Here is a 21,358-nt window from a genome sequence, read left to right as displayed (position 1 = left end):
CCTTTTAGGGGCGCGATGGCGTACCCTTTTAGAAGAATGCGAGTTGGTTGCTTGCGTTCTTATTTTTTATGGGAAAGTTCTATCCATGTCCAACAAACTGGCTCTGTCAGGGAACCGATTCTCCAATATGTTCTCTGGACCCTGGAGCATGAAACTCTTCTATCTTGGTTACTTTTCTGCGATGGGCGTGTATCTACCCTATCTTAGCCTCTACCTGGGCGCTGTTGGTCTCTCCGGCACACAGATAGGATTAATCGCCTCAATATTTCCCCTGGCAGGCGTAGTGATGCCGCCAGTATGGGGGTGGCTTAGTGATCACTATGGCTGGCGTAAGCGTTTGTTATCGGCGGCGCTATTGGGTGCTGTCATCACTTCACTTTTTATCTGGTTGCTGGGTCATTCCTTTGTCGCGCTCTTGATCTTTATTTGCCTGCTGGCAATTTCGCTGAGTCCGGTTATACCGTTAGCGGACGCTATTTCACTCCATTGGATCGAACAGTGGGGAGGGAGCTATGGGGCAATTCGGGTCTATGGCTCAGCGGGATTTCTTATCGTGGCTATTATCGCGGGTAGCATACTAAACGCGGTTGGTATTGCCTCTCTATTCTTGCTCCTGGGAGGTGTATTTTGTGCTCCACTCCTCGCCAGTTTTTTTGTTCCTAGTCAAAGCAAAACCAGTGTGGCAAAACTGAAAGGACGCGAATTAGTGGTACTCCTGCGCGATCGCAAGTTGCTTCTGTTCTTGCTGCTCTGTATGATTGGTTATGGCACCTTTGCGGCCTACAATACCTTTTTTGGCCTCTACTTACGTAGCCTGGGTGTAAGCACTGCCCAAATTGGCCTGGCATCGGGCATGGCAAGCCTGAGCGAGTTACCACTGATGGTGTTTTCTGGCTTCTTGATGAAGCGCCTGGGGGTGCAATGGCTGCTCCTGATCGGCCTGAGTGTGGCGGTGGTACGTTGGTTGGGCTACGCGTTCTTTACAGACTATAAGGTGCTGTTCGTCTTTACATTGCTCCATGGTATTTCATTTGCTAGCTTTTATGTCGCAGCCGTCACATATATCGATAGGCGAGTACCTATGCATATGCGCACAACTGGACAAACGTTGTTATATGGCACAAGTTTTGGATTTGGTACCTGGATCAGCAATAATGTATTTGGCATACTCTATGAGCGGCTGCATGGCAGCGGCATGTTTCTGGTTGCGGCGGCAATTTGCGCAGCCTCTGTTGTCGGTCTACTTTTTCTGATATCGCGTGAATCTCCCCAGGTACGTGAATAAGGGGAGGCGCACTCCTCTGTGCATGCGGTCCGCGTGTTGACGGGTGGCATGCACAGAGGTATCGCCTCAGGCTGAGAGGTCGTAGCTTTGCCACCAGGGGACGGCGCTTGTGCTCAGCACGCGATTGATGCTCTGAATGTTGTTGGTCCCGTGGACGGTGAGCCAGTCCTCTAGCGCTTGAACGCCCTGGCGAGCGTATATCTGGATGCCTTGCTGCCAGGTCGCGCGCCCACACAGCACTCCCGCGAATTGCGCTCCCGCTTCTGCTGCCAGTTCCAGCATTTCACAGAATACCTCGTTGCTGGCACCCGCGCTCAAGTAGATGAAGGGGAGCGAGGTGACTCTGGCTGTTTCGCGTAGTAGCGTGAGCGCTTCCTGACGCGTATAGGCTGCCTGTGTCCCATTAAAGGCCCGCGTATCCGCGACAAAGGCGGGGTTGATAGGTAATTCAACTTTAAGTATGTCCACACCATACCGGGGTCGCGAAAACTCGTCCATCGTCCGAGCCACATAGTCTGGCTTCCTTCGCGCGAAGGCTAGCCCTTGTGCGTCTCCTATCGTTTTATCGTAGACCAGTGGCTCAAGGAAGAATGGCACCTCTAGCGCAGCGCATTCGGCTCCTATACGCTCAACATAGACTTGTTTGATGACATTGACGCGCCCTGCGTCAAAAGGATTATAGTAGAGGAGGATCTTGATAGCCTGGGCTCCTGCTTCAACCAGACGACGTACGCTCCACTCTGGAAGAAGATCGGGCAACCTGTCTCCGGCTCCGTGATCATAGCTTGATTGTTCATAGGCAAGCATGATCGATGGGCTGTATTCGTGTTCGCTCTTAAATCTCAGATTATGGTCGGGATCTAATAGCAGGGCGCTTGCATATGGTGCTAAGACATTTGCCACGGTTGTCTTAAAGGTCGATAGATCATCGGATGTGGCCTCGGACCCGCGTGCTGACGCAATTGCGTGTAGGAGATTCTGACGATGATCGACCGCCAGCGCAGCGATAATGCCGCGCTCATCGGCGCACGTTTTGAGCCGTTCATATTTGCCTTTGCTTATTTTGAGCTTCATCTATTTTCCTCTACCTCATTTCGCCTGGACGGATCGGGCGTCGTTCGTCTAGCGAGCGGCGTGCTGCCAGTGCCATAACTACCGGGGCGCGTCCATCCTGCTCATCCACAGGTACAGGCTGGTCAAGCAATACGGCCTCGATAAAAACTTCCATCTCGCGTAAGAAGCTTTCATTATAGCGTTCAAGGAAGAAATGTAGTGGCAGGTCGCGTCGGACACTATGCGCATCGCTGATAACGGCGGCGTTCGGATAATTGTTGTCGATGCTAATTGCTCCCGAGCTTCCCAGGAGTTCGACGCGCTGATCATAGCCATATGCGGCATAACGACTATTATTGATGGTCGCGATGACGCCATTGGCGAAGCGCAACATGACCACTGCCGTATCCACATCTCCAAGCTCTTCAAGGGCAGGATCGTGCATAATGCCGGCCATCGTGAAGACCTCCTCGACCTCGCTATCAATCAGAAAGCGAGCCATATCGAAGTCGTGGATCATCATGTCGAGGAACAGCCCGCCCGAGGTACGAAGATAGTCAAGTGGCGGTAATCCTGGATCGCGGCTAGTAATGTTGAGTATGTGAGGGATGCCAATTTCTTGCTGCTCAATGGCCTGGCGCACGCGGCGAAAATTGGAGTCAAAGCGCCGGTTAAAGCCGATTTGTAATTTAACGTCGTTCTCTTTTACCGTCGCTATGGCTTCGTCTATAGAGTGAAGGTTGAGGGCGATAGGCTTCTCGCAAAAAATATGTTTGCCTGCCTTGGCTGCCTCTTGAATAATGTGAGAATGCGTGGCAGTTGGTGAGCAGATAACCACGGCCTGGATCTCAGGGTTCTCCAGAATGGCGTGATAATCCTGCGTCGCCTGTGAGATTGCCAGGCGTTGAGCGCATTCCCTGGCTGAGTTTTCGTTAGCATCGGCTACCATGAGCAGGTTGGCCTTGGGTATGCGCCTACTCAGGTGTTCAGCATGTATAGACCCGATGCGTCCGGTGCCGATTAAGCCAATATTTAAAGTATCTAGTGGCATATGATTTCCTTTTCTCTATTACAGTCCAATAGCCTCTAGATACGTACGATTGCGCTGCGCGCTCTCCGCCGGGCTACCCATACCGGGCAGAACGTCCTGCTCTACGACTATCCAGCCGTCATAGCCGCGCTTGCCTAGCCAGTCCTTCACGCTCGGGAAGGGGACACTGCCCTTTCCTAGTTCACAAAATATGCCTTTACGAACCGCCGTAAAGTAATCCCAACCTTCGGCGCGTGCCTGAAGGGCTGTTGAGGGATGAAAGTCTTTGAAGTGTACGTGCAAGATGCGCTCTTTAAAATGTTCAAGTCCTTCAAGTACGTGCTGACCATCAAGTTCTCCGGTTCCATAGAGATAATGGCCCGTATCGAAGACCAGCCCCAGGAGGCTTGGATCGGTCAAATCCAGCAGGCGCTCAATCTCTTGTGGCGTCTCGACGAAGCCCGCGCAGTGATGATGGAAAGCCGTTTGCAGGCCAGTTTCTTCATGGACCCTACGCGCGATGCGCTCGGCTCCGCGAGCGAACGTGCTCCACTCCGTCGCGCTCAGCTCCATGCTATCGGTGATGCGCCCGGCGTTGAGCGTACGCTCTGGTACTGTGCCATTGGCGTCGGCGAGGATAAGATAGGGCAACTGTTCGGTCGACTTCGCGACAGCGGTCAGCAGGCGTGCTACTCGGAGGGCTTCGGCTTCGCCGGTAGCATGGTTGTTCTCGTCTTTCAGCCCTACAGGAACGAAGGCACCGAGCATGCTCAAGCCGCGTTGTTGTAACTCAGTCTTCAGTTGTACCGCATCGGTAGGCATATAGCCCCAATCGCCAAGCTCGGTTCCGGCATAGCCGGTAGCGCGCAATTCGTTGAGCATCTGTGTATAGCCGATGGTCTCGCCTGGCAAACCATCAAATTCCAGCGCTCCCCATGAGCAAGGAGCATTCGCGATTCGTATGTTGTTCATGCTGTTTTCTCTACCTTGCTTACTTCTTATGCGAAAATCTGAGTTCGTCCGCGACATTGGCTTTCGCATAAGATTTCATTAATGCCCCATTCGATTGTCGAATGGGGCATTAACGCTAGAATGTGCGTGACCACTCACGGGGCCAGCGCTCGACGACAACCTTCTTCTCGGTATAGAACTCGATGGCATCGCGTCCCTGGGCGTGCATATCACCGAAGAAGCTATCCTTCCAGCCTGTGAAGGGGAAGAATGCCATAGGAGCGGCGACGCCTACGTTGATGCCAATATTGCCAGCGCGTACCTCATAGCGGAACTTGCGGGCCGCAGCGCCGCTACTGGTAAACAGGCAGGCCATGTTGCCATAGGGAGAGGCGTTGAGCATCTCGATGGCGGCGTCAAGATCCTGGACATGTCCCAGACTGAGCACGGGACCGAAGATCTCGGTTCGTGCCAGATCGCTCTGGGGGGCGAGATTGTCGAGCAGGGTTGGACGCACGAAATAGCCGTGCTCATAGCCCTTGATCGATGTATCGCGTCCATCCACAAGCAAGTCCGCACCCTCGCTAACACCTTGCTGGATAAGTGATTCGATACGTTGCTTGCTTTCAGGGGTAATGACGGCTCCCATTTCGACTTCTGGGTCCAGACCATAGCCTACGTTCCGCTTTAGCGCGGCCTCTGACATGCGCTCGCGGAACTCCTTTTTCGCTTCCCCTACCGTAATCGCGACCGAAGTAGCCAGGCAGCGTTGACCAGCGCAACCGAAGGAGGAATCGGTAATAATGCGCGTAGTCATTTCCATGTCTGCATCGGGAAGCACAATCACAGTATTCTTCGCGCCGCCCTGGCATTGGGCGCGTTTCCCGTTGGCCGCCGCCCGACCATAAATATATCTGGCTACAGGTGTGGAGCCAACAAATGAGATAGCGCGAATCAACGGATGGTCGAGCAAGGCGTCAACAGTCTCTTTGCCACCATTGACCATGCTGACGACACCGGGCGGCAGGCCCAACTGGTCAATCAGTTCAAAGACGCGCATCATCGTGAGAGGAACCTTCTCCGATGGCTTGAGGATAAAGCAGTTGCCACAGGCGATAGCGTAGGGTAAGAACCAGAGCGGAATCATACCAGGAAAGTTGAAGGGGGTGATGGCGGCTACTACGCCGACAGGCTGGCGCAACATATGCTCATCGATGCCAGAGGCGATATCCTCAAGGTTGTAACCCTGCATAAGCGAAGGGATGCCTGTGGCTACCTCCACATTTTCGATACCGCGCAATAGCTCGCCTCGCGCCTCCGCGAGTGTTTTGCCGCACTCCTGCGTTGTCAGGCGCGCAATCTCGTCGGCATGCTCTTCTAGTAGATGTTTGAATTTGAAAAGGTATTGAATGCGCGTAGTTGCTGGTGTACGTCGCCAGCCATCGAAAGCCTTCTGGGCTGCCTGCGCGGCGGCATCAACGTCATTGGTTGTCGAGAGTGGCACATGGGCCATGATCTCATTCGTGGCGGGATTATGTACAGGGATATATTCGGTACCTTGCGAGCCGGTCCATTGACCAGCAATATAGTTCATGAGTTGATGAGGCTGTGTCATAGCTCTCCTTCATTACGTTGCGTCATAAATAAAAAGCGTATTACAGGAAATAGCGTTCCTGCTGGCGCTTGGCTTCCCAGTGTGTACGGGCTGTCACCACTTCCTCTTTGGTACTGACTTCCGCGATTGGTACATCCCACCAGCTTTCATAGCCTGGAACTTCCTCATAGCGGTCGTTCTGAGTATAGATGACAGTTGTACGATCAGTCGTTTTTGCACTTTCGAGTGCAGCGGTGAACTCGGCATGGCTGGTACAGGAGATAACATGTGCTCCCAGACTGCGTGCGTTGGATGCTAGATCGACCGGCAGGGTATGGACATCATTCCCTTGCTCATCTCCAGGTAAGAGGTTGTTGGTGGGATACACATAGCGTGTGCCGAAGCCGTCCTGACCCAGCGACCTGCTCAGGCTACCAATGCTCTTGAAACCGTTGTTGTCGAGTAGCACAATGATGAGCTTGTAGTTCTCCTGAATCGAGGTGACGATCTCGCTATTCATCATGAGGTAGGAGCCATCCCCTACCATGACATAGACATCACGTTCAGGTTCTGCCATTTTGATGCCCAGCCCACCTGCAATCTCGTAGCCCATGCAGCTATTGCCATATTCGAGATGATAGTTTTTAGGATGGCGCGTGCGCCAGAGTTTATGCAGGTCTCCAGGCAGGCTACCTGCCGCGCAGACCATGATGGCATCGGGCGAACTCAATTCGTTGACGGCCCCAATAAGCTCACCCTGCGAGGGGAGCGGCTCATGGCAGATTTCATATATCCTGGAAACCTCACTATTCCAGGCCGTATGCAGTGCTTCAGCCTGCTCGCGATATTCGGCGGCAACGGTGTAGTCACTCAGGAGCGTCTGAAGCTCTTCTAGTGTCTCGCGTGCGTCTCCAACCAAGGGGCACGCATGATGTTTGAAGGCGTCGAAGCTAGCGACATTGATATTAATGAAGCGTACATCTTCGTGCTGAAAGGCCGTCTTGGAGGCGGTTGTGAAGTCGCTATAGCGCGTACCGATGCCAATCACAAGATCGGCTTCGCGGGCGATGCGGTTAGCCGCGAATGTACCGGTAGCACCTATCGCGCCAAGATTCAGGGGATGATCGTAGCGCAGGCTTCCCTTGCCAGCCATGGTTTCGCCTACCGGTATGCCGGTCTGCTCGACGAAAGCGCGCAGAAGCTCGGTTGCTTCTGCATAAATTACTCCTCCACCTGCGATAATCAGAGGGCGTTTGCTGGCTCGAATCCAGGCGGCGGCCTGTTCTAGCGCGCGGCGGTCTGGACGGTTGCGTGCAATATGCCATACGCGGTGCTGAAAGAACTCGGATGGATAGGCATACGCTTCTGTCTGTACATCTTGTGGGAGTGCCAGCGTGACCGCTCCGGTCTCTACTGGACTGCTTAATACACGTAGTGTTTCTGGCAGCGCTGTCAGAAGTTGCTCTGGTCGACTAATGCGATCCCAGTAGCGACTCACAGGCTTAAAGCAATCGTTGACCGATATATCCTGCGAGTGTTCGGACTCAAGCTGCTGTAGTACAGGAGCAACATTGCGGCGCGCGAAGATATCGCCGGGTAATAGTAACACGGGCAGTCGATTTATGGTCGCGGTCGCGGCTCCCGTGAGCATATTGGTGGCACCAGGGCCAATAGATGAAGTGCAGGCAAACGTTTGCAACCGATTCTTTGTCTTGGCATAGGCCGTAGCGGCATGCACCATGGCCTGCTCATTGCGTGACTGATAGTAACGAAAATCGGGCATTTGCTGTAAAGCCTGACCCATTCCGGCGATGTTGCCATGACCGAAAATGCCGAAACAGCCAGCGAAGAAGGGCCTCTCAATGCCATCGCGCTCAACATACTGATTTTTGAGAAAGGCAACAAGGGCCTGGGCCATCGTCATCGTTGTCAGCTTACTCATGATATCCTTTCTACTTCTCCTAGAATCCGCCATGTTCCTCAATGAAAGCCATCACTTCATCGTGGGTAGGCATAAAATTCGCGCACCCATGCCGGGTAACAAGGATCGCGCCACAGGCGTTCGCGAGGCGTACTGTCTTATACCAATCCCAGCCATTCACCAGACCATAGAGGATACCTGAAGCAAAGGCATCCCCCGCGCCCAAGATATTTTGCACCTCTACCGGAAACCCCGGTACTTCCAGTGGCTCGGCTGGCTGACCATTGGAGACCGAGTGAATGAGCGTGCTTGCGCTCCCGCGCTTTTGGATGACCTGCTGTGGCCCAAGTTCCAGCATGGCCTGGATGGCAAGGCTCGTATTACCACTCACACGCGCATCAGAGATCTGGGAGTGGGTAAGCTGTACCTGATTCGTGTCCGTGAGCATAAGCGCGTTAATCTCGTCTTCGGTACCTAGGACGATGTCTACCAGACGTAGCGCAGAGCGTAATGTTACGCCAAAGGCACGCTGATCGTGCCACTGGTCAGCGCGGAAGTCGATATCGAGCAGAACCGTGACACCAGCCTGCCGCGCGACTTCCGCCGCGAAGAGGGTCGCGCTTCGGCTCGGCTCCTGGCTCAGTCCTGTACCGCTTATCAGGAGCGCACGACTGCTGGCAATGGGGGTTGCCAGGACATCATCGATGGTCAGCGCGATATCGGCACAGTTGTCGCGATAGTACGTCAGGGGGAAGCGGTCAGGTGGCTCTATACCAAGTACTACCGCGCTAGAGCGACGCTCTTTCTTATGTGGGATAAAGCGAGTTTCGACCCCTTCGCGTTCAAGAAAGCGCAGAATGAAATCACCTACCTGATCCTCACCTACTGCCGTAAGTAGTGCCACATTGAGCCCCAGGCGGCGCGTGCCCACGCTGATATTTGTTGGGCAGCCACCAACATAGGCAGCGAAATTCGTAATATCGACAAATGGTGATCCAACGTCGTTGGAGTAAAGGTCAATTGAGGATCGCCCCATCGCGATGATGTCATACGTTGAGTTTACCTGCATGCCTGACTCCTGTCTTATATAATGCGCGTGATTTCGTAAAGAGGTACACGTGGATCATGGCCCTGATAATGGTCTTTTACCCACACATAGTTTGGATCTTCGCTGTTGGCTAGAGACTGGGCGCTGCCTGCCAGGGCGTTGAGATAGTATGTCGTATAGCCTGGAGGGCTGGCAACCGGGTGATAGCCCTCTGGAACCATTACAGCGTCGTTGTCGCGTGCCATGATGAGAGCATCAATGGGGTTTCCCGCTCGGTGCAGAGGTGATTCTGGGTCGGTATATATACGTTGATATGCGTACCCTTCGGGACGGTCGAGCTTGTAAAAATAGACTTCCTCAAGATCGGCTTCCACAACGCTTCCATCCGTGCCCTCTTTATGGATATCGTGTTTGTGTGGTGGATAGCTAGACCAGTTACCACCTGGCGTGTAGACCTCTACTACAACAAGGCGTTGGCAGGGGAAGCCAGGAGGAATGATACCATTGATCTGTCGCGTGGCGTTATCGCCGCCGCGAATCTCAGTTGTAATATCGCGTGGGGTAATCAGACGTGGCGCGTGATCCTGCTCAGTAGGAGCCAGAATAATCGCGTACTCGCAATTTGTCTCAGCCCGAACCTGTAAACGCGTCTGGCGTGGCAGGTAGAGCGCGGACGGTAAGCCCTGAAAGACGCTCTCGCGCTCCCCAATATGGGCCCACTGACCACGGCTTGACTCAACCTGGAGACGACCGCTCAAGACAACCAGCGCCAACTCGCGTTCCTCTGTGGCAAAGGACCACATGTTGCCGGTCTCAAGACGCTGCACTTGAAAATGCAGATAATCCCAGCCCGCCACCTCTGGCGTAACTTCGACGATGAGATTGGAGTCATGCTCCTTCCCAGGATGAACGATTAGATTACTCGCATCATATTGACGCATAGGTATCCTTTCCTTTCTAACATACGCTTGTCTGCTTATCCTGATTACAGTCCTGAAGGGGCTTCAGGGTTCCCTACCGTCGAGGAATTGTACATGCGTGCTTTCCTCCTATCTAAGCAAATGCCTTTCTTTTGCTGACTCCCAAATGAGAGATAGATCATTTATCCTGAGGGTGGTGCAGTGCTATCTCGTAGTACCAGCGAAGGTGATAAGCAATGGTCGTCTCCCTCATGACCATTCAATAAATCCAGAGTGACCTGAGCCGCAAGGCGCCCTAGCTCGACTCTGGGTTGATGAATAGTGGTCAGGGGGGGCGTCATACAACTGGCGATCTGGATATCATCAAAGCCGATGATACTCAGCGCTTGTGGAACTTCGATGCCTCTTTCGCGGCATGCCCGAAGCAGGCCAATAGCGATCATATCGTTATAGCAGAATATCGCGGTAACTCCTGCTGTGAGTAAAGCAGGCAGCGCGCTTCGCCCTGCGTTCATGTCCTCGTCCTGCGAAGCCTCGTCACACGGCGATTGGACGACCCACCCTGCCTGTTCCTCAATGCCCACTTCAGCGAGTGCATCTCTGTAACCTTGCAGTCGCTGCTGATTTGAACCGGGTCGTCCTTTGCTGCCCAGATATCCGATAGTGCGATGACCGAGTTGAAGAAGATGCTGCACGGCTAGCTGGGCTCCTTGCCTATCATCGACTGACACCCGGCGTAACTGCCTGGCCTGTAGTTCGCCCTGGCTATTGATGAGAACAGTGGGAATATGAATCTGGGGTATGTGGTGACTATGATTGGTGGCGATACGAGATGATGCAACCAGGATGGCATCAACGCGTCGGCGTTGATAGTTTTCAATAATGGCAACTGTCTGATCCGGGTCGTTGTAAGAGGCACTGAGCAGGACGCTGAAATTTGCTGCCCTGGCAACCTCCTCGACGCCCTTGACGACGTCACCAAAGAAGGGGTCGGCAATCGAAGTTACAACAAGCCCAATTGTGCGTGACTGGCGTGTCTGTAAACTCTGCGCGATGGCGTTAGGTGTGTAGCCCATTTCAAGCGCTAGTTTCTGAATCCGTTCGCGAGTTTCCACACTAATGAGCGGATTCTTATTGAGCGCACGTGAAACTGTAGTATGCGAAACACCCGCCACCCGTGCGATATCAGCGATGGAGACCTCTTGTCTTCGCAATGCCAACCCCCCTTTGGGTAGGACTTAAACACAATATTGTCTATGCACACGTGTGCATAACACGAAAAAATAAAAAGCGTTTGCATGCAACACGCTAATGTACTCAAAAATGAGGTTCTGCTGATAAGTATAAGTAGTGATATTCCCTTTGTCAAGAATGATTTGCCTGGAGTTTGATTAAGCGACATACAGAGTTTAGCGCTGTTTGCGAATCCACGCTTATATGCCAGTTGCAATTGCATGATCCTTCTGTCTCACCTCAGAACAATATGTTCTCCCGGTGGGGTATTGGGCCAAATGAAGATTAAGCCCCCATGTATAATGTAGAAGATTGAGAATTTGACTCAGATAGAGAGATGAACTGCTTTTTTTCTACCTATTCTGAACTATTTCAGGCATAGGCAGCGAATATGAGAAAGGGATGGGCAGATGACAACATTGCTGGCAAAGAACGCGACGCTTGTTGTGACAATGGATGGTGAGCGTCGGGAACTACGGAATGCTGGAATATTCGCTCGGGACGGCTTCATCGAGCAGGTTGCACCAACGAGTGAATTGCCAACGTCTGCGGACACGGTTCTTGATCTGCGTGACCAGATTCTCTTGCCAGGATTGGTAAATTGCCATCATCACCTCGATCAAGTGTTGACCAGGAATCTGCCTGCGGCTCAAAACACCAATCTTTTTCCCTGGCTCCGCGCGCTCTATACCGTCTGGAGCCGTCGTACACCGGAAGCGTCTCGTACGACGACTATTATTGGCCTTGCCGAGCTTGCGCTCTCCGGTTGCACAACCGTCTTTGACCATACATACGTTTTCCAGAATGGCTGTAAGCTTGACGATCAAATTGACGCCGCCAGGGAATTAGGCGTTCGTTTTGTGGCGTCACGCGGAAGTATGTCGCTTGGTGAGTCCAAAGGTGGTCTTCCTCCCGATAATTGCGTTGAGGAAGAGGACGCCATTCTTGCTGATTCTCTCCGACTCATTCAGCAATACCATAACCCCGACCGTGGATCAATGCTGCAAATTGTTCTGGCTCCCTGTTCTCCGTTCAGTGTCACCCCTGATCTGATGCGTGAATCCGCGCGGCTGGCGCGTGATCGTGGTGTCCGGCTGCATACGCATCTCTGCGAGACGTTAGATGAAGAGCGCTACACGCTTGAACATTTTCAAATGCGACCCGTCGCCTATCTAGATTCACTAGGCTGGGTTGCGGACGACGTCTGGTATGCTCATGCCATCCACGTTGATGATGATGAAATCCGTCTCTTTAGTCAGAATGGCACAGGAATGTGCCATTGCCCATCATCGAATATGCGACTGGCTTCGGGTATTGCTCCCATCAAGAAATACCTGGAGTGTGGTGTAAAAGTAGGCCTTGGTGTTGATGGCTCGGCGAGCAATGACGCCTCCAATCTTCTTCTTGAGGTACGGGAGGCGATGTTGCTTGCCCGACTGAAGATGGGATTGTTGCCACCAGAGGGACCGAGGACGCAACTTCCCGCATCTCATCCTTTGAGGGCAAAGGAATGGATGACGGCTCGCGAAGCACTGGAGATTGCTACCCGTGGGGGCGCGCAAGTGCTTGGGCGATCAGACATTGGGGCGTTAGAGCCGGGCATGTGCGCGGACTTCTTTACACTCGACCTCAATACCGTGGGCTATGCGGGCGCGTTGAGCGATCCTGTTGCCGCTGTTGTATTCTGCGCACCGCAGCGTGCGCATTATACAGTGGTGAATGGACGCCTTATTGTCGACAAAGGTGAGATCACGACACTCAATCTTGCGCCTGTGATCAAAGAACATAACCGTCATGCCGCGTCGCTTGCCTCCGGCTTGTAATTATCAGTGTATGTGAGAGAAAGCCAATAGGAGCACCGCGTAGAGACAGAGTATAAGCACCACGCCAGCGCAGGTAATCCATTGCTGGGATATCTTTGCCGGGGTCGCGCTCTGGATTGGACTGAGCCACCAACCAAATGCCTTGCTCAGTGCAGGCACTACGACCCAGCCAAGTAGTATAGTGCTAAAGGTATTGCTCAGGAACATAGCCAGCCAGAAAGGCATTCCCCTATGGATCAATAACGGTGTCTGCACGAAAGTGGAAAACAGGAAGACGATTGGATAGAGAGCGAGCAAGACAATCATATTCACCTTCCAGATCGGGGGAGGGCTTTGCTGCTGTACGCCTGAGAATTTGAACCACGATTCGAAACCAACACGCACTTTTCGTATATGCGTATCAAGACTGAACGCGGCTGCCTCCTGAAGAATTTGTTGCCTTTGTTCAGAGTTGAGCCAGGCTTCAAGGTGTGCCTCAGAATCGAAACGGAGGATTGTTACCCAGGAGTCCTGGACACCTGGAATAGGGGCTTCGAGCTTGTAGCCTTGAAAACCCTCGAATCTTGCCTGGATCGCGGAAATTTTCCTATACCAGCGTAGAAAGACCTCTTGCTGACCCGGCTTGACCCGTGTAGAAATGACGGCTGACACGGGAGCGGTTGATCCACCTGGTGAGTCCTGTGTGAAGAGATGGACATCGCTTTGACCTACTAGGAGTGGTTGAATTACATCAAGGAGATGTTGTCGCTCCTGGGATTGAAGCCATGCGCGTGCTGCCTCGACAGTCAGGAAGCGTTGGATGATGACCCAGTCAGTTTGCAGAGGAGGAGACGGCGGAATAACTGTTTGGTCGAGATAGCCAGGGAATGTGGTGAGAACGTCGTTCATTTGTTGTTGCCAGTCAACAAATGTATCAGTACAATCAGGTGTGACGTTGGTATGCGTGACAAGAGTAACTGTAGACGTACTCATCTTTGATAATATCCCCTGAAATCTGCTCTAAAGGATAGGAAATGCCTGATCACGTAACTATGCTCATACTTTCATAGTACTTGCACTACATAACCTGCTCGCATTCTGACCAGCCTTCAGCCAAAATCTGTTTGAGAGGAAAAGTGGGAATGGGATGCATCGTGGGGTACGGTTGTGTTATGCAACTGCCCCGGCAAAAGGTCGTGCTAGGAAAATGAGGGTAGACTTAAAGATGAAGAGGACAGCGAACCTGAATGACCGATGAGAAAGAACATATCAAAGCCCTAAAACATTCGCCTGATTGAGAAAGAGGTGCAAAAATTGAGCGCTTTTGTAAATATTATTGCGACCCTTACTCCCAAACCCGATCAGATAGAGAATACCCGCCAGCAGTTACAGGAATTAGCAGCAGCTTCACGTCAAGATCCAGGTTGCTTGCGCTATGATGTCTTCCAGGGAAACCAAGCCGGAGTGACAACATTTTATATAGTTGAGCGCTACCAGGATCGTACTACATTCGAAGCTCATGGAGCCAGCCAGCACTTCCAGACGTTCAGGAAGCGAGCCGCAGACCTGTTGGCTAAACCTTTTGAAATAGTGTTTGTTGAGGATGTCGATGTCAAGCTGTAAATTGATTTTGTGAAGATACGATAGAATGCATACCTAATGTCTAGTTTGAGCAGAGGCGCGCCACCCAATCAGTGTAGTTGGATGAACTGGGTGGCTGCTGGGCGTCTTCGCTATTTAGAGAAAGATATGCAACATTAGATCCAATCCTGTTGAGTGGTTCGTATATGGACATCGCTCAACGATTTCATGCGCGCCTTGCTATAAGCCTCAGCTGAAGGCAAGCACCTCTCCAGAGAAGAGGTGCTTTATTATGTTTGGGCTAAAACACATCAATATGTTATGCTCTCCATGGCATCAAATACTAACTGCTATGCAAATAGCACTCAGAGCTGATGACGACTTATATTTACTGAACTGGGTGATCTCTCTTATATAATAACGCACCGGTCTCTACCAAATCATGCGATTACGTAAAGGATGCGTTCTATGACTATTGACCAACTGTTACAAGACTTAGAAATACTTCCACATGCTGGGCGCGTGCAAAAGATGATTGAGCTTGGCCGACGATCCAAAAGTGATCCTGAAATTGAGGCACTGCTCAATGAAATGGCTCAGGGTGAATGGTATCAGCGGTTTTTAGCACTCTACTCCTGTTTTGGCAGCGCGAATGCTGCTCAAGTTCTGGCGACTCTCACTCATTCCTCGCGCATTTTGCGGGGACTGGCATTGCGTCTCCTGCCGCTTGTTTGCAATCAAATACAGCTTCAGCAGGTGCTAGAAAACGCTCCGCCAGCGTTACGTTTGCCTTTGCTCTGGAATCTCTCGAAACATGGACATTACGCTTGCATAGACAGATTTGTGGAGCGACTCTCCCCCGATGACCCACAGTTTTGTCAGATTGTGTGCTTCACTTCAGAAGGAATAATGCGCCGTCTGGCATCTCTTTTCCAGCACAGAGCGCGATTGCAAGACTGGTCTCGTCTTGCTCGCTTTCATCCCCAGCTAGTCATTGAGATGTTGGTACAGTGGTCTAAAGATGGTAAACAAGAAGAGCAGATCATTGTACAGCACTTGAATACACTACTTCCACGGCTTATTCTGGTTCAGCCTGAGCAATGCTTGCAACTTCTGACTACACTTGTTCAGTTTATTTCGCTCGACAAGTTTAAGCTGCAACCTCTGGTCAACAGATTTCCCTTTGAGATAACTGAACTTATTCTGGCCCAAAAGCAGCAGATTGTGCTCGATTGGTGGAGATTTATTCCCAGGCTTTCAGACCAACAAATTCTGGCTCTCTGTACAAAGCAAAAATATATGCGTGACAATGCATCAGTATGGTTCCCACTCCTTTCTCTGGAAAAACGCCTTTTTATCTATAATAATGGCAGAGAGCTCCTGCGAAATACATATAGCAAAAAGCTTCCACATGCTGTTATCGCGGCATTACCCACTGCTCAACGTTCGGAGGAGGGACGCAAACATTTTCTTTCCACGCAGCAGGAGCGACGAATTGATCTGAAATACGCAGTATTTCTCCCCTGGGACGAGGTTCAGTCCGCCATTGAACCATACCTTCATAATTCGGACTCGGGACGTCGCTCAGAAGCGTTTTTCGCGCAAATTGGAGCCGTCCTCTACCATCGTTCGCAGTTCTCTGCTATCCTGGAGCTTTTACTCCAGCGGCGTACTGAGCATGATGGGGTGCGTAGGGGGATATTATTTGCGCTGATGGGCTTGCCAGTAGCTTTCTGGCAAGAGGAGCATCTTGCGTACTTGGAGCAGATCATACGGCATGGGCTAAATGATCTTGGACTCTCAGAAGAAACATTACGTGCCATTATCAAACTATTACTGCGCTTGCTCCCCTCTCATTTTGACTGGTCTGCGCAGCAACTCATTGTTGTACTTCGCGAGCGTGGTTTCCTGACCCCCACACCTTATACTGAAAACGACTTTATGTCCCACAAAGTACCTAAATTACAAATTGAGCCAGCTTTGAGTGCTAGGCTGCTTGATTTCATATTACCAACCTTACAAGCATGGATTGAGCAGGAAAAAGAGACTGAGTTGCTTGATGTGATTACCTATCTCTTTCCACGTGGACCATTGCCTGAGAAGGTAGCGCACCTGCTTATGACGCTTTTAAAGCAGGTACAATCCATAGAAATCTCCAAACGTGTTCTACGCATGCTGGCACATTATGAGCCACAACAGTTGGCTACACTCTTGCCAGCGCTTTTACAGGATGATGCCAGTTGGATTACCCAACCCATTGTCTCGGCCTATTTGCTGCGCTCTCGCCAGGAATTGTTAACTCCTTATCTAACCTCCCAGGCCTACAGTGGCCGCTTTAGCACTGGACGTAAACAAGTTCTCCCATTACTCGTGCAGAGTGCAACCTGCTTAACGACCAATCAGCAAGTGCGTTTTGCCAGTGCTTTGCTAGAACAGATTCAAGCCTCTGGACAGGATAGCCGTTCCATCGTTCAGGCCATTAAGTGCCTGGCGTTCTTGCCTGCCAATCCTTCTGCCGATCTGCTGCGATTAGCGCAGCAGCAAAATCCTATTATCCGCACCACCGCGCTTTTTACTCTGGGGCGACTCGATAGTAGTGATGGAATAATACCTGAATTACTTGCTGCCCTTCAGGATAGCCGGGCGCGGATCGCAATTGTCGTCTTGCGCCCTTTACTCCTGCGCCTGCCTCCATCTCAAGCATTGACCTACCTACGTATGGTGCCACAACAACGCGTGACTGTGGCAAAAGAAAAAGCTCGACTCATTGGTGATCTCGCTTCAGAGGATGCTTACCAGGAATTATTATCGCTGGAGCAGCAAGAGCTACACCATGACGTGCGAATTGCTCTGCTGAGCACATTGTGGAAATATCCGCAATATGCGCAAACCTGGGCGATAATGGAACGTGTCATTCAAGATCAGGATGTTGAGATGGCTTTGGAAGCTGTCCCACCAACTCGGCTCTGGAATAGTGCAAATCTTCACCAACGCATAGAAGCGACTGGACTTACCGCTTATCAGCATTCTTTGCGCCTGAGTACACTCCTCTTGCAACATCCAAATAAGCGCATTCGCTTCTCTATCTTTCATAGGCATATCTCAAATTACAGAAGGCTAGAGGGAACAGATAGCAACCGTGATCTACTCCTGGCGCTTGCGCAGATGGCTGAAATGGGTGAGAAGGAGGAACGCCAAAATGCTACAAAATTCCTTTTTAGACTTTGCTCATCTCAGGATAGCGATCTGATTTCGCAGGTATTTCGTAGCCGATTGTCCAGGTTCGATATTCTTCAAGAGATGGTAAGTTCGTTAGATGCATGTCTCAAGGGGCTGAATTTTCTCTCCATCATTCGAGGCGTTCTGGATGTGCTCGCAACTTCGCCATTCACGACGCTTTTACGCCTGCAATTGGCGATCTCCCACTTACCCGCTGACGAGTTGATTCTCTTCCTATGCGATCTTGCCGCGAGCAATGAATTGCATGCTGACGCTCTGATCAAAGCCTGTCATCATTTTGATCGCGATCTTGGTCGTTTTGACCTTCCCATCCTGGAACGTCTGGAAAATATCTTCGCGTCCAGTGAGGATGAGCGTTTGCGTCGCCTGGCTTTGGCACTGCTCCTCGAACAGGTGCAACGCACAAACCGATGGAGCGCAGCCAATCTCTACCGTTTGCGCCGGTACCGTACTGATACTTCTTTGATGGTGGCAACAGCGGCGCAATTTACTTTCACAGAAGTAGAAATGAAATGAAATAGTATCGTTGCATATTTCTTGACTGGCATCAGACGTTTTCAGACTCACTTTTTTGGGAACTTTGGTATTGATTATTATCCGATTAAGCCAGGGATAGGGTTGGGGTCTGCTCTTTGCGGATTTATGCCAGTATTGTAGCTTTCTGGTGAGAGGGCATGAACGCCTTGACATTCCTCACGCGTGAATTTTATAATTTCACCATAAAATAATATAAACTTGATCAAGTAAGTCCAGTTTAATAGTCTTGAATCACGCGAAGCAGCAGATTCATTTCTATTTGCTCTTGGCGTTTTGACCGGAGGAGAAGCTCATGGCAACAGGCTCTTCAACATCGATTCTACGTATTGATACCCATCTGGGGAAGTTTTCGCAAGGCTGCACTGTTGCGCTTACGGCGCTTGCCTTTATCTTCAATCTGCCAGCGCTCGTTGCTGTCACTACCGTTATCATGGCTTGGAGCGCGCTTTATCCCACCAGTAGCCCGTATCGACTGCTCTATCGTGGCATTATCGTGCCACTTGGATTGTTAAAACCCCGCCTTGTCGAGGACGATCCCGCGCCTCATCGCTTCGCGCAGGGTATTGGCACGCTCTTCCTCCTCGCTGCTACTCTCGTTTTGTATCTCACTGGAGCAACCGTTGTTGGTTGGGCACTCGACCTGATCGTCCTGGTGCTGGCTGGCATTAATCTGTTCGTTGGCTTCTGCATGGGCTGCTTTGTCTACTATCATCTGGGACGGCTAGGAGTCTTGCCTAGAGTACGCTACGAGGGGGCATTCCATTGGAGAGGAGTATAGACAAGCATGACAGATATTGTTTTACGCCTGGGTGTCCTTATCCTCATCTGCGCAGTTGGTTGGCTGCTGGTATGGGGGGGGAGACGTTTTATCGAGGGGCAGAGATATAAGGCGCTACAGGCAGCGCCGCCGCATACTGGGAATAATTCCATACTGGAGAGTATGGAGCATGCCCCAGTGCGGATTCTGGTCTTCAGCAGCCCGGATTGTCGTCAGTGTCATCAGCTTCAGGCTCCTGCGCTTGAACGTCTACAGCACATGCGAGGCGAGTCCGTTTCCGTCGTGGAGGTGGATGCGACAACAGAGACTAGCCTTGTACAGACCTACCACGTGCTTACTGTTCCCAGTACTGTGATACTTGATCAAAGCGGGAAGGCGCACGCCGTCAATTATGGCTTCGCGCCAACGCCGCGTTTGCTCCAGCAAGTTGAAGAGGTTCTGGCTGGTTAAGATCCTTACTCGCTATGAGCGATTGAGATTCTGAAGAATTGCCTGCTTATTTGCCTGTGCTTTTGTGTTGCGGGGATCAAGCTTCAACGCCTGTTCACAAGCCTGGAGAGCTTCTCGATATCTCCCCAATTTCATGAGAGCGATACCCGCATTATTATGTGCCCATGTGTCCTGAGCATCACGCTGTATCGCCTGGTTGCATGCAGCCAGAGCTTCGTTATATTTGCCCAGTTCAATGAAGGCCCAACTCCTGGTCACATAGGGTTGGGCGTAGGCAGGATCAAGTTGGGTAGCTCGTTCACTGGCTGCAAGCGCTTGCTGGTATCTTCCCAGTCCCATGAGTGCCACCCCCGCGTTATTGTGTATCAGGGCGTTCTGACTATTATACAAAAGCGCTTGATTACAAGCGTCAAGTGCCTCCTGATATCTTCCTAAATCAATGAGAACTCGGCTTTTATTGATATAGCTCTTGACGAAGGATGGGTCAAGTTGGATAGCTCGGTCGCTGGCCGCAAGCGCTTGCTGGTATCTCCCCAACTGTAAGAGGGCTTCGCTTGCATTATAGTGAGCCAGAGTATTCTTCGCATCACGTTGTAGCGCCTGATCGCAGTCCGCAAGTGCTTCCTGGTATCTTTTCAATCCGCAGAGCGCCCCTGCTCGATTGACATAGAGCAACGCGGAGGAGGGATGCAGTCGCAAGCCCTGTTCGCAGAGCGTCACAGCATCCTCATAGCGCCCTGATTCAATGAGGGATTTGCTGGAATTAAGATAATAGTCCAGGGTGGGCTGAAATGCCTGTGGCCCCATTGAAGTCCAGGGTTCACTATATTTTACAGAGGGAGGCTCATTGCCAGAAAAGGGATTACTATATTTTACAGAAGGAGGCTCATTGCCAGAAACAAGCGTTTCAGCATCCTGATTCACTGACCGCGTTTTTTGCTGAGGCGCTGCTTTGAGCGCCGTATCACACATGGTCGCAAATTCCTGGATCTGTCTGTAGCGTGCTTTGGGGTCCTTCGCCAGCGCTCTCAAAACAACCTGCTCCAGTTCTACTGGTAGGCTGGAGACTTTGTCACGTAAGGGGGGAGCGGGTTTAGTTAGATGTTGCGCGATCATTTCTGTGGATGACCCCTGAAATGGGAGCTCACCAGTTAACCACTGATACAGTGTCACAGCAAGCGCATACTGATCACTCTCTTTACGTGGTTTTCCCTGGAGCTGCTCCGGAGGCATATAGGCTAGGGTCCCCATCATCATCTCCGTATTCATCGAGGATGTAGAGTGGGCAGCCGTAGCAATACCAAAATCACTGAGCAGAATCTCGTCTCTATTCCCAATGAGCATATTCTCTGGCTTGATATCGCGGTGAATAAGCTGATGATCATGGGCATATTGTAGAGCACTGGCAATTTGCATGACATAATCAATAGCTAGAGATGGAGCCAGACGTTCTCCTCTGGGATGCTTGTGTCTTAGTGAACCGTTGGGAGCGTAATCCAGGATGAGAAATGGGATACCATCTTGTACTTCGAAATCCAGCACGCGAATGATATGTGGATGAGAGAGCGCGGCAATCATCTGCGCCTCCTGTTGAAATGCACGCGTCTCCTCTTCCGAGAGGCTTGTATGTAAGACCTTGATAGCCGCTTTCATCCCCAAGCGCACATGGTCTCCCAAATACACTTCGGCAAACCCCCCCTTGCCAAGCAACTGGGTTAGTCGATAATTGCCTAATTGCCGCCCAATGTAGTCTACCATCCGTGCAAACCCTACTTTCTATCACAAAGGCACCTTCAAAGGAGTCATATACTCTGATCAACACTTGCTAGAATAGCTGCTGAAACATAATACCTTGTACATTCCCCGATATACATTTCTGAGAGTGAATTGATTGTATAGAAAGGATCTCATAGAGAGCGTGTTTAGTCAACCTGA

General features: G+C 51.3%; 16 protein-coding genes. 6 read left to right on the top strand and 10 right to left on the bottom strand.

Features of this window, described 5'->3' with window-relative positions; genetic code table 11:
* The first annotated feature begins 127 nt into the window (after positions 1 to 127).
* Positions 128 to 1,285, top strand: a complete 1,158-nt coding sequence (locus tag K3T82_RS21055; protein WP_220195515.1) for an MFS transporter — start codon at positions 128 to 130, stop codon at positions 1,283 to 1,285.
* Between the two features lie 66 nt (positions 1,286 to 1,351).
* Here K3T82_RS21055 and K3T82_RS21050 read toward each other — a convergent pair whose 3' ends face one another.
* The 8 genes from K3T82_RS21050 to K3T82_RS21015 form a co-directional block, all read right to left on the bottom strand.
* On the bottom strand, positions 1,352 to 2,359 hold the full coding sequence (locus tag K3T82_RS21050; protein ID WP_220195514.1) for a tagatose 1,6-diphosphate aldolase: 1,008 nt from the start codon (positions 2,357 to 2,359) through the stop codon (positions 1,352 to 1,354).
* Positions 2,360 to 2,369: 10 nt separating this feature from the next.
* A complete protein-coding gene (gene iolG / locus K3T82_RS21045) occupies positions 2,370 to 3,389 on the bottom strand; it encodes an inositol 2-dehydrogenase (RefSeq protein WP_220195513.1) in 1,020 nt (339 codons plus the stop codon).
* An 18-nt stretch (positions 3,390 to 3,407) separates the two neighbouring features.
* Positions 3,408 to 4,340, bottom strand: a complete 933-nt coding sequence (locus tag K3T82_RS21040) for a TIM barrel protein (protein ID WP_236031435.1) — start codon at positions 4,338 to 4,340, stop codon at positions 3,408 to 3,410.
* Between the two features lie 115 nt (positions 4,341 to 4,455).
* Positions 4,456 to 5,934 carry a CoA-acylating methylmalonate-semialdehyde dehydrogenase gene (locus K3T82_RS21035; RefSeq protein WP_220195512.1) on the bottom strand — a complete coding sequence of 493 codons (1,479 nt, stop codon included), beginning with the start codon at positions 5,932 to 5,934 and terminating at the stop codon, positions 4,456 to 4,458.
* Between the two features lie 40 nt (positions 5,935 to 5,974).
* Entirely contained in the window at positions 5,975 to 7,855 is a 1,881-nt protein-coding gene (gene iolD / locus K3T82_RS21030) for a 3D-(3,5/4)-trihydroxycyclohexane-1,2-dione acylhydrolase (decyclizing) (protein WP_220195511.1), read from the bottom strand.
* Between the two features lie 19 nt (positions 7,856 to 7,874).
* Complete coding sequence (gene iolC, locus K3T82_RS21025) at positions 7,875 to 8,903, bottom strand: 5-dehydro-2-deoxygluconokinase (RefSeq protein ID WP_220195510.1); 1,029 nt, start codon at positions 8,901 to 8,903, stop codon at positions 7,875 to 7,877.
* Positions 8,904 to 8,917: 14 nt separating this feature from the next.
* On the bottom strand, positions 8,918 to 9,823 hold the full coding sequence (iolB, locus tag K3T82_RS21020) for a 5-deoxy-glucuronate isomerase (protein WP_220195509.1): 906 nt from the start codon (positions 9,821 to 9,823) through the stop codon (positions 8,918 to 8,920).
* Between the two features lie 161 nt (positions 9,824 to 9,984).
* Entirely contained in the window at positions 9,985 to 11,016 is a 1,032-nt protein-coding gene (locus K3T82_RS21015; protein WP_220195508.1) for a LacI family DNA-binding transcriptional regulator, read from the bottom strand.
* A gap of 429 nt (positions 11,017 to 11,445) precedes the next feature.
* On the opposite strand from K3T82_RS21015, the gene K3T82_RS21010 reads away from it, so the two are divergent.
* Positions 11,446 to 12,858 carry an 8-oxoguanine deaminase gene (locus tag K3T82_RS21010; RefSeq protein WP_220195507.1) on the top strand — a complete coding sequence of 471 codons (1,413 nt, stop codon included), beginning with the start codon at positions 11,446 to 11,448 and terminating at the stop codon, positions 12,856 to 12,858.
* Positions 12,859 to 12,861: 3 nt separating this feature from the next.
* Here K3T82_RS21010 and K3T82_RS21005 read toward each other — a convergent pair whose 3' ends face one another.
* Positions 12,862 to 13,830 (bottom strand): antibiotic biosynthesis monooxygenase, encoded by a 969-nt coding sequence (locus tag K3T82_RS21005; RefSeq protein WP_220195506.1) that lies wholly within the window; start codon positions 13,828 to 13,830, stop codon positions 12,862 to 12,864.
* Between the two features lie 321 nt (positions 13,831 to 14,151).
* On the opposite strand from K3T82_RS21005, the gene K3T82_RS21000 reads away from it, so the two are divergent.
* From K3T82_RS21000 to K3T82_RS20985, 4 genes are all read left to right on the top strand, one after another.
* Positions 14,152 to 14,460 (top strand): putative quinol monooxygenase, encoded by a 309-nt coding sequence (locus tag K3T82_RS21000; RefSeq protein WP_220195505.1) that lies wholly within the window; start codon positions 14,152 to 14,154, stop codon positions 14,458 to 14,460.
* A gap of 426 nt (positions 14,461 to 14,886) precedes the next feature.
* Positions 14,887 to 18,174, top strand: a complete 3,288-nt coding sequence (locus tag K3T82_RS20995) for a hypothetical protein (RefSeq protein ID WP_220195504.1) — start codon at positions 14,887 to 14,889, stop codon at positions 18,172 to 18,174.
* A gap of 313 nt (positions 18,175 to 18,487) precedes the next feature.
* Positions 18,488 to 18,973: a DUF4395 domain-containing protein gene (locus K3T82_RS20990; protein WP_220195503.1), complete on the top strand. Its 486-nt coding sequence runs from the start codon at positions 18,488 to 18,490 to the stop codon at positions 18,971 to 18,973.
* A gap of 6 nt (positions 18,974 to 18,979) precedes the next feature.
* Positions 18,980 to 19,423 carry a thioredoxin family protein gene (locus K3T82_RS20985; RefSeq protein WP_220195502.1) on the top strand — a complete coding sequence of 148 codons (444 nt, stop codon included), beginning with the start codon at positions 18,980 to 18,982 and terminating at the stop codon, positions 19,421 to 19,423.
* A gap of 12 nt (positions 19,424 to 19,435) precedes the next feature.
* Here K3T82_RS20985 and K3T82_RS20980 read toward each other — a convergent pair whose 3' ends face one another.
* Positions 19,436 to 21,181, bottom strand: coding sequence for a protein kinase domain-containing protein (locus tag K3T82_RS20980; RefSeq protein WP_220195501.1), 1,746 nt, complete (start codon positions 21,179 to 21,181; stop codon positions 19,436 to 19,438).
* Positions 21,182 to 21,358: the final 177 nt, after the last annotated feature.

Source organism: Ktedonospora formicarum (assembly GCF_016587355.1).
Taxonomy (GTDB): Bacteria; Chloroflexota; Ktedonobacteria; order Ktedonobacterales; family Ktedonobacteraceae; genus Ktedonobacter; species Ktedonobacter formicarum.
Note: the sequence above shows the minus strand (reverse complement) of the source record. Positions and strands in the feature narration are given on the sequence as shown.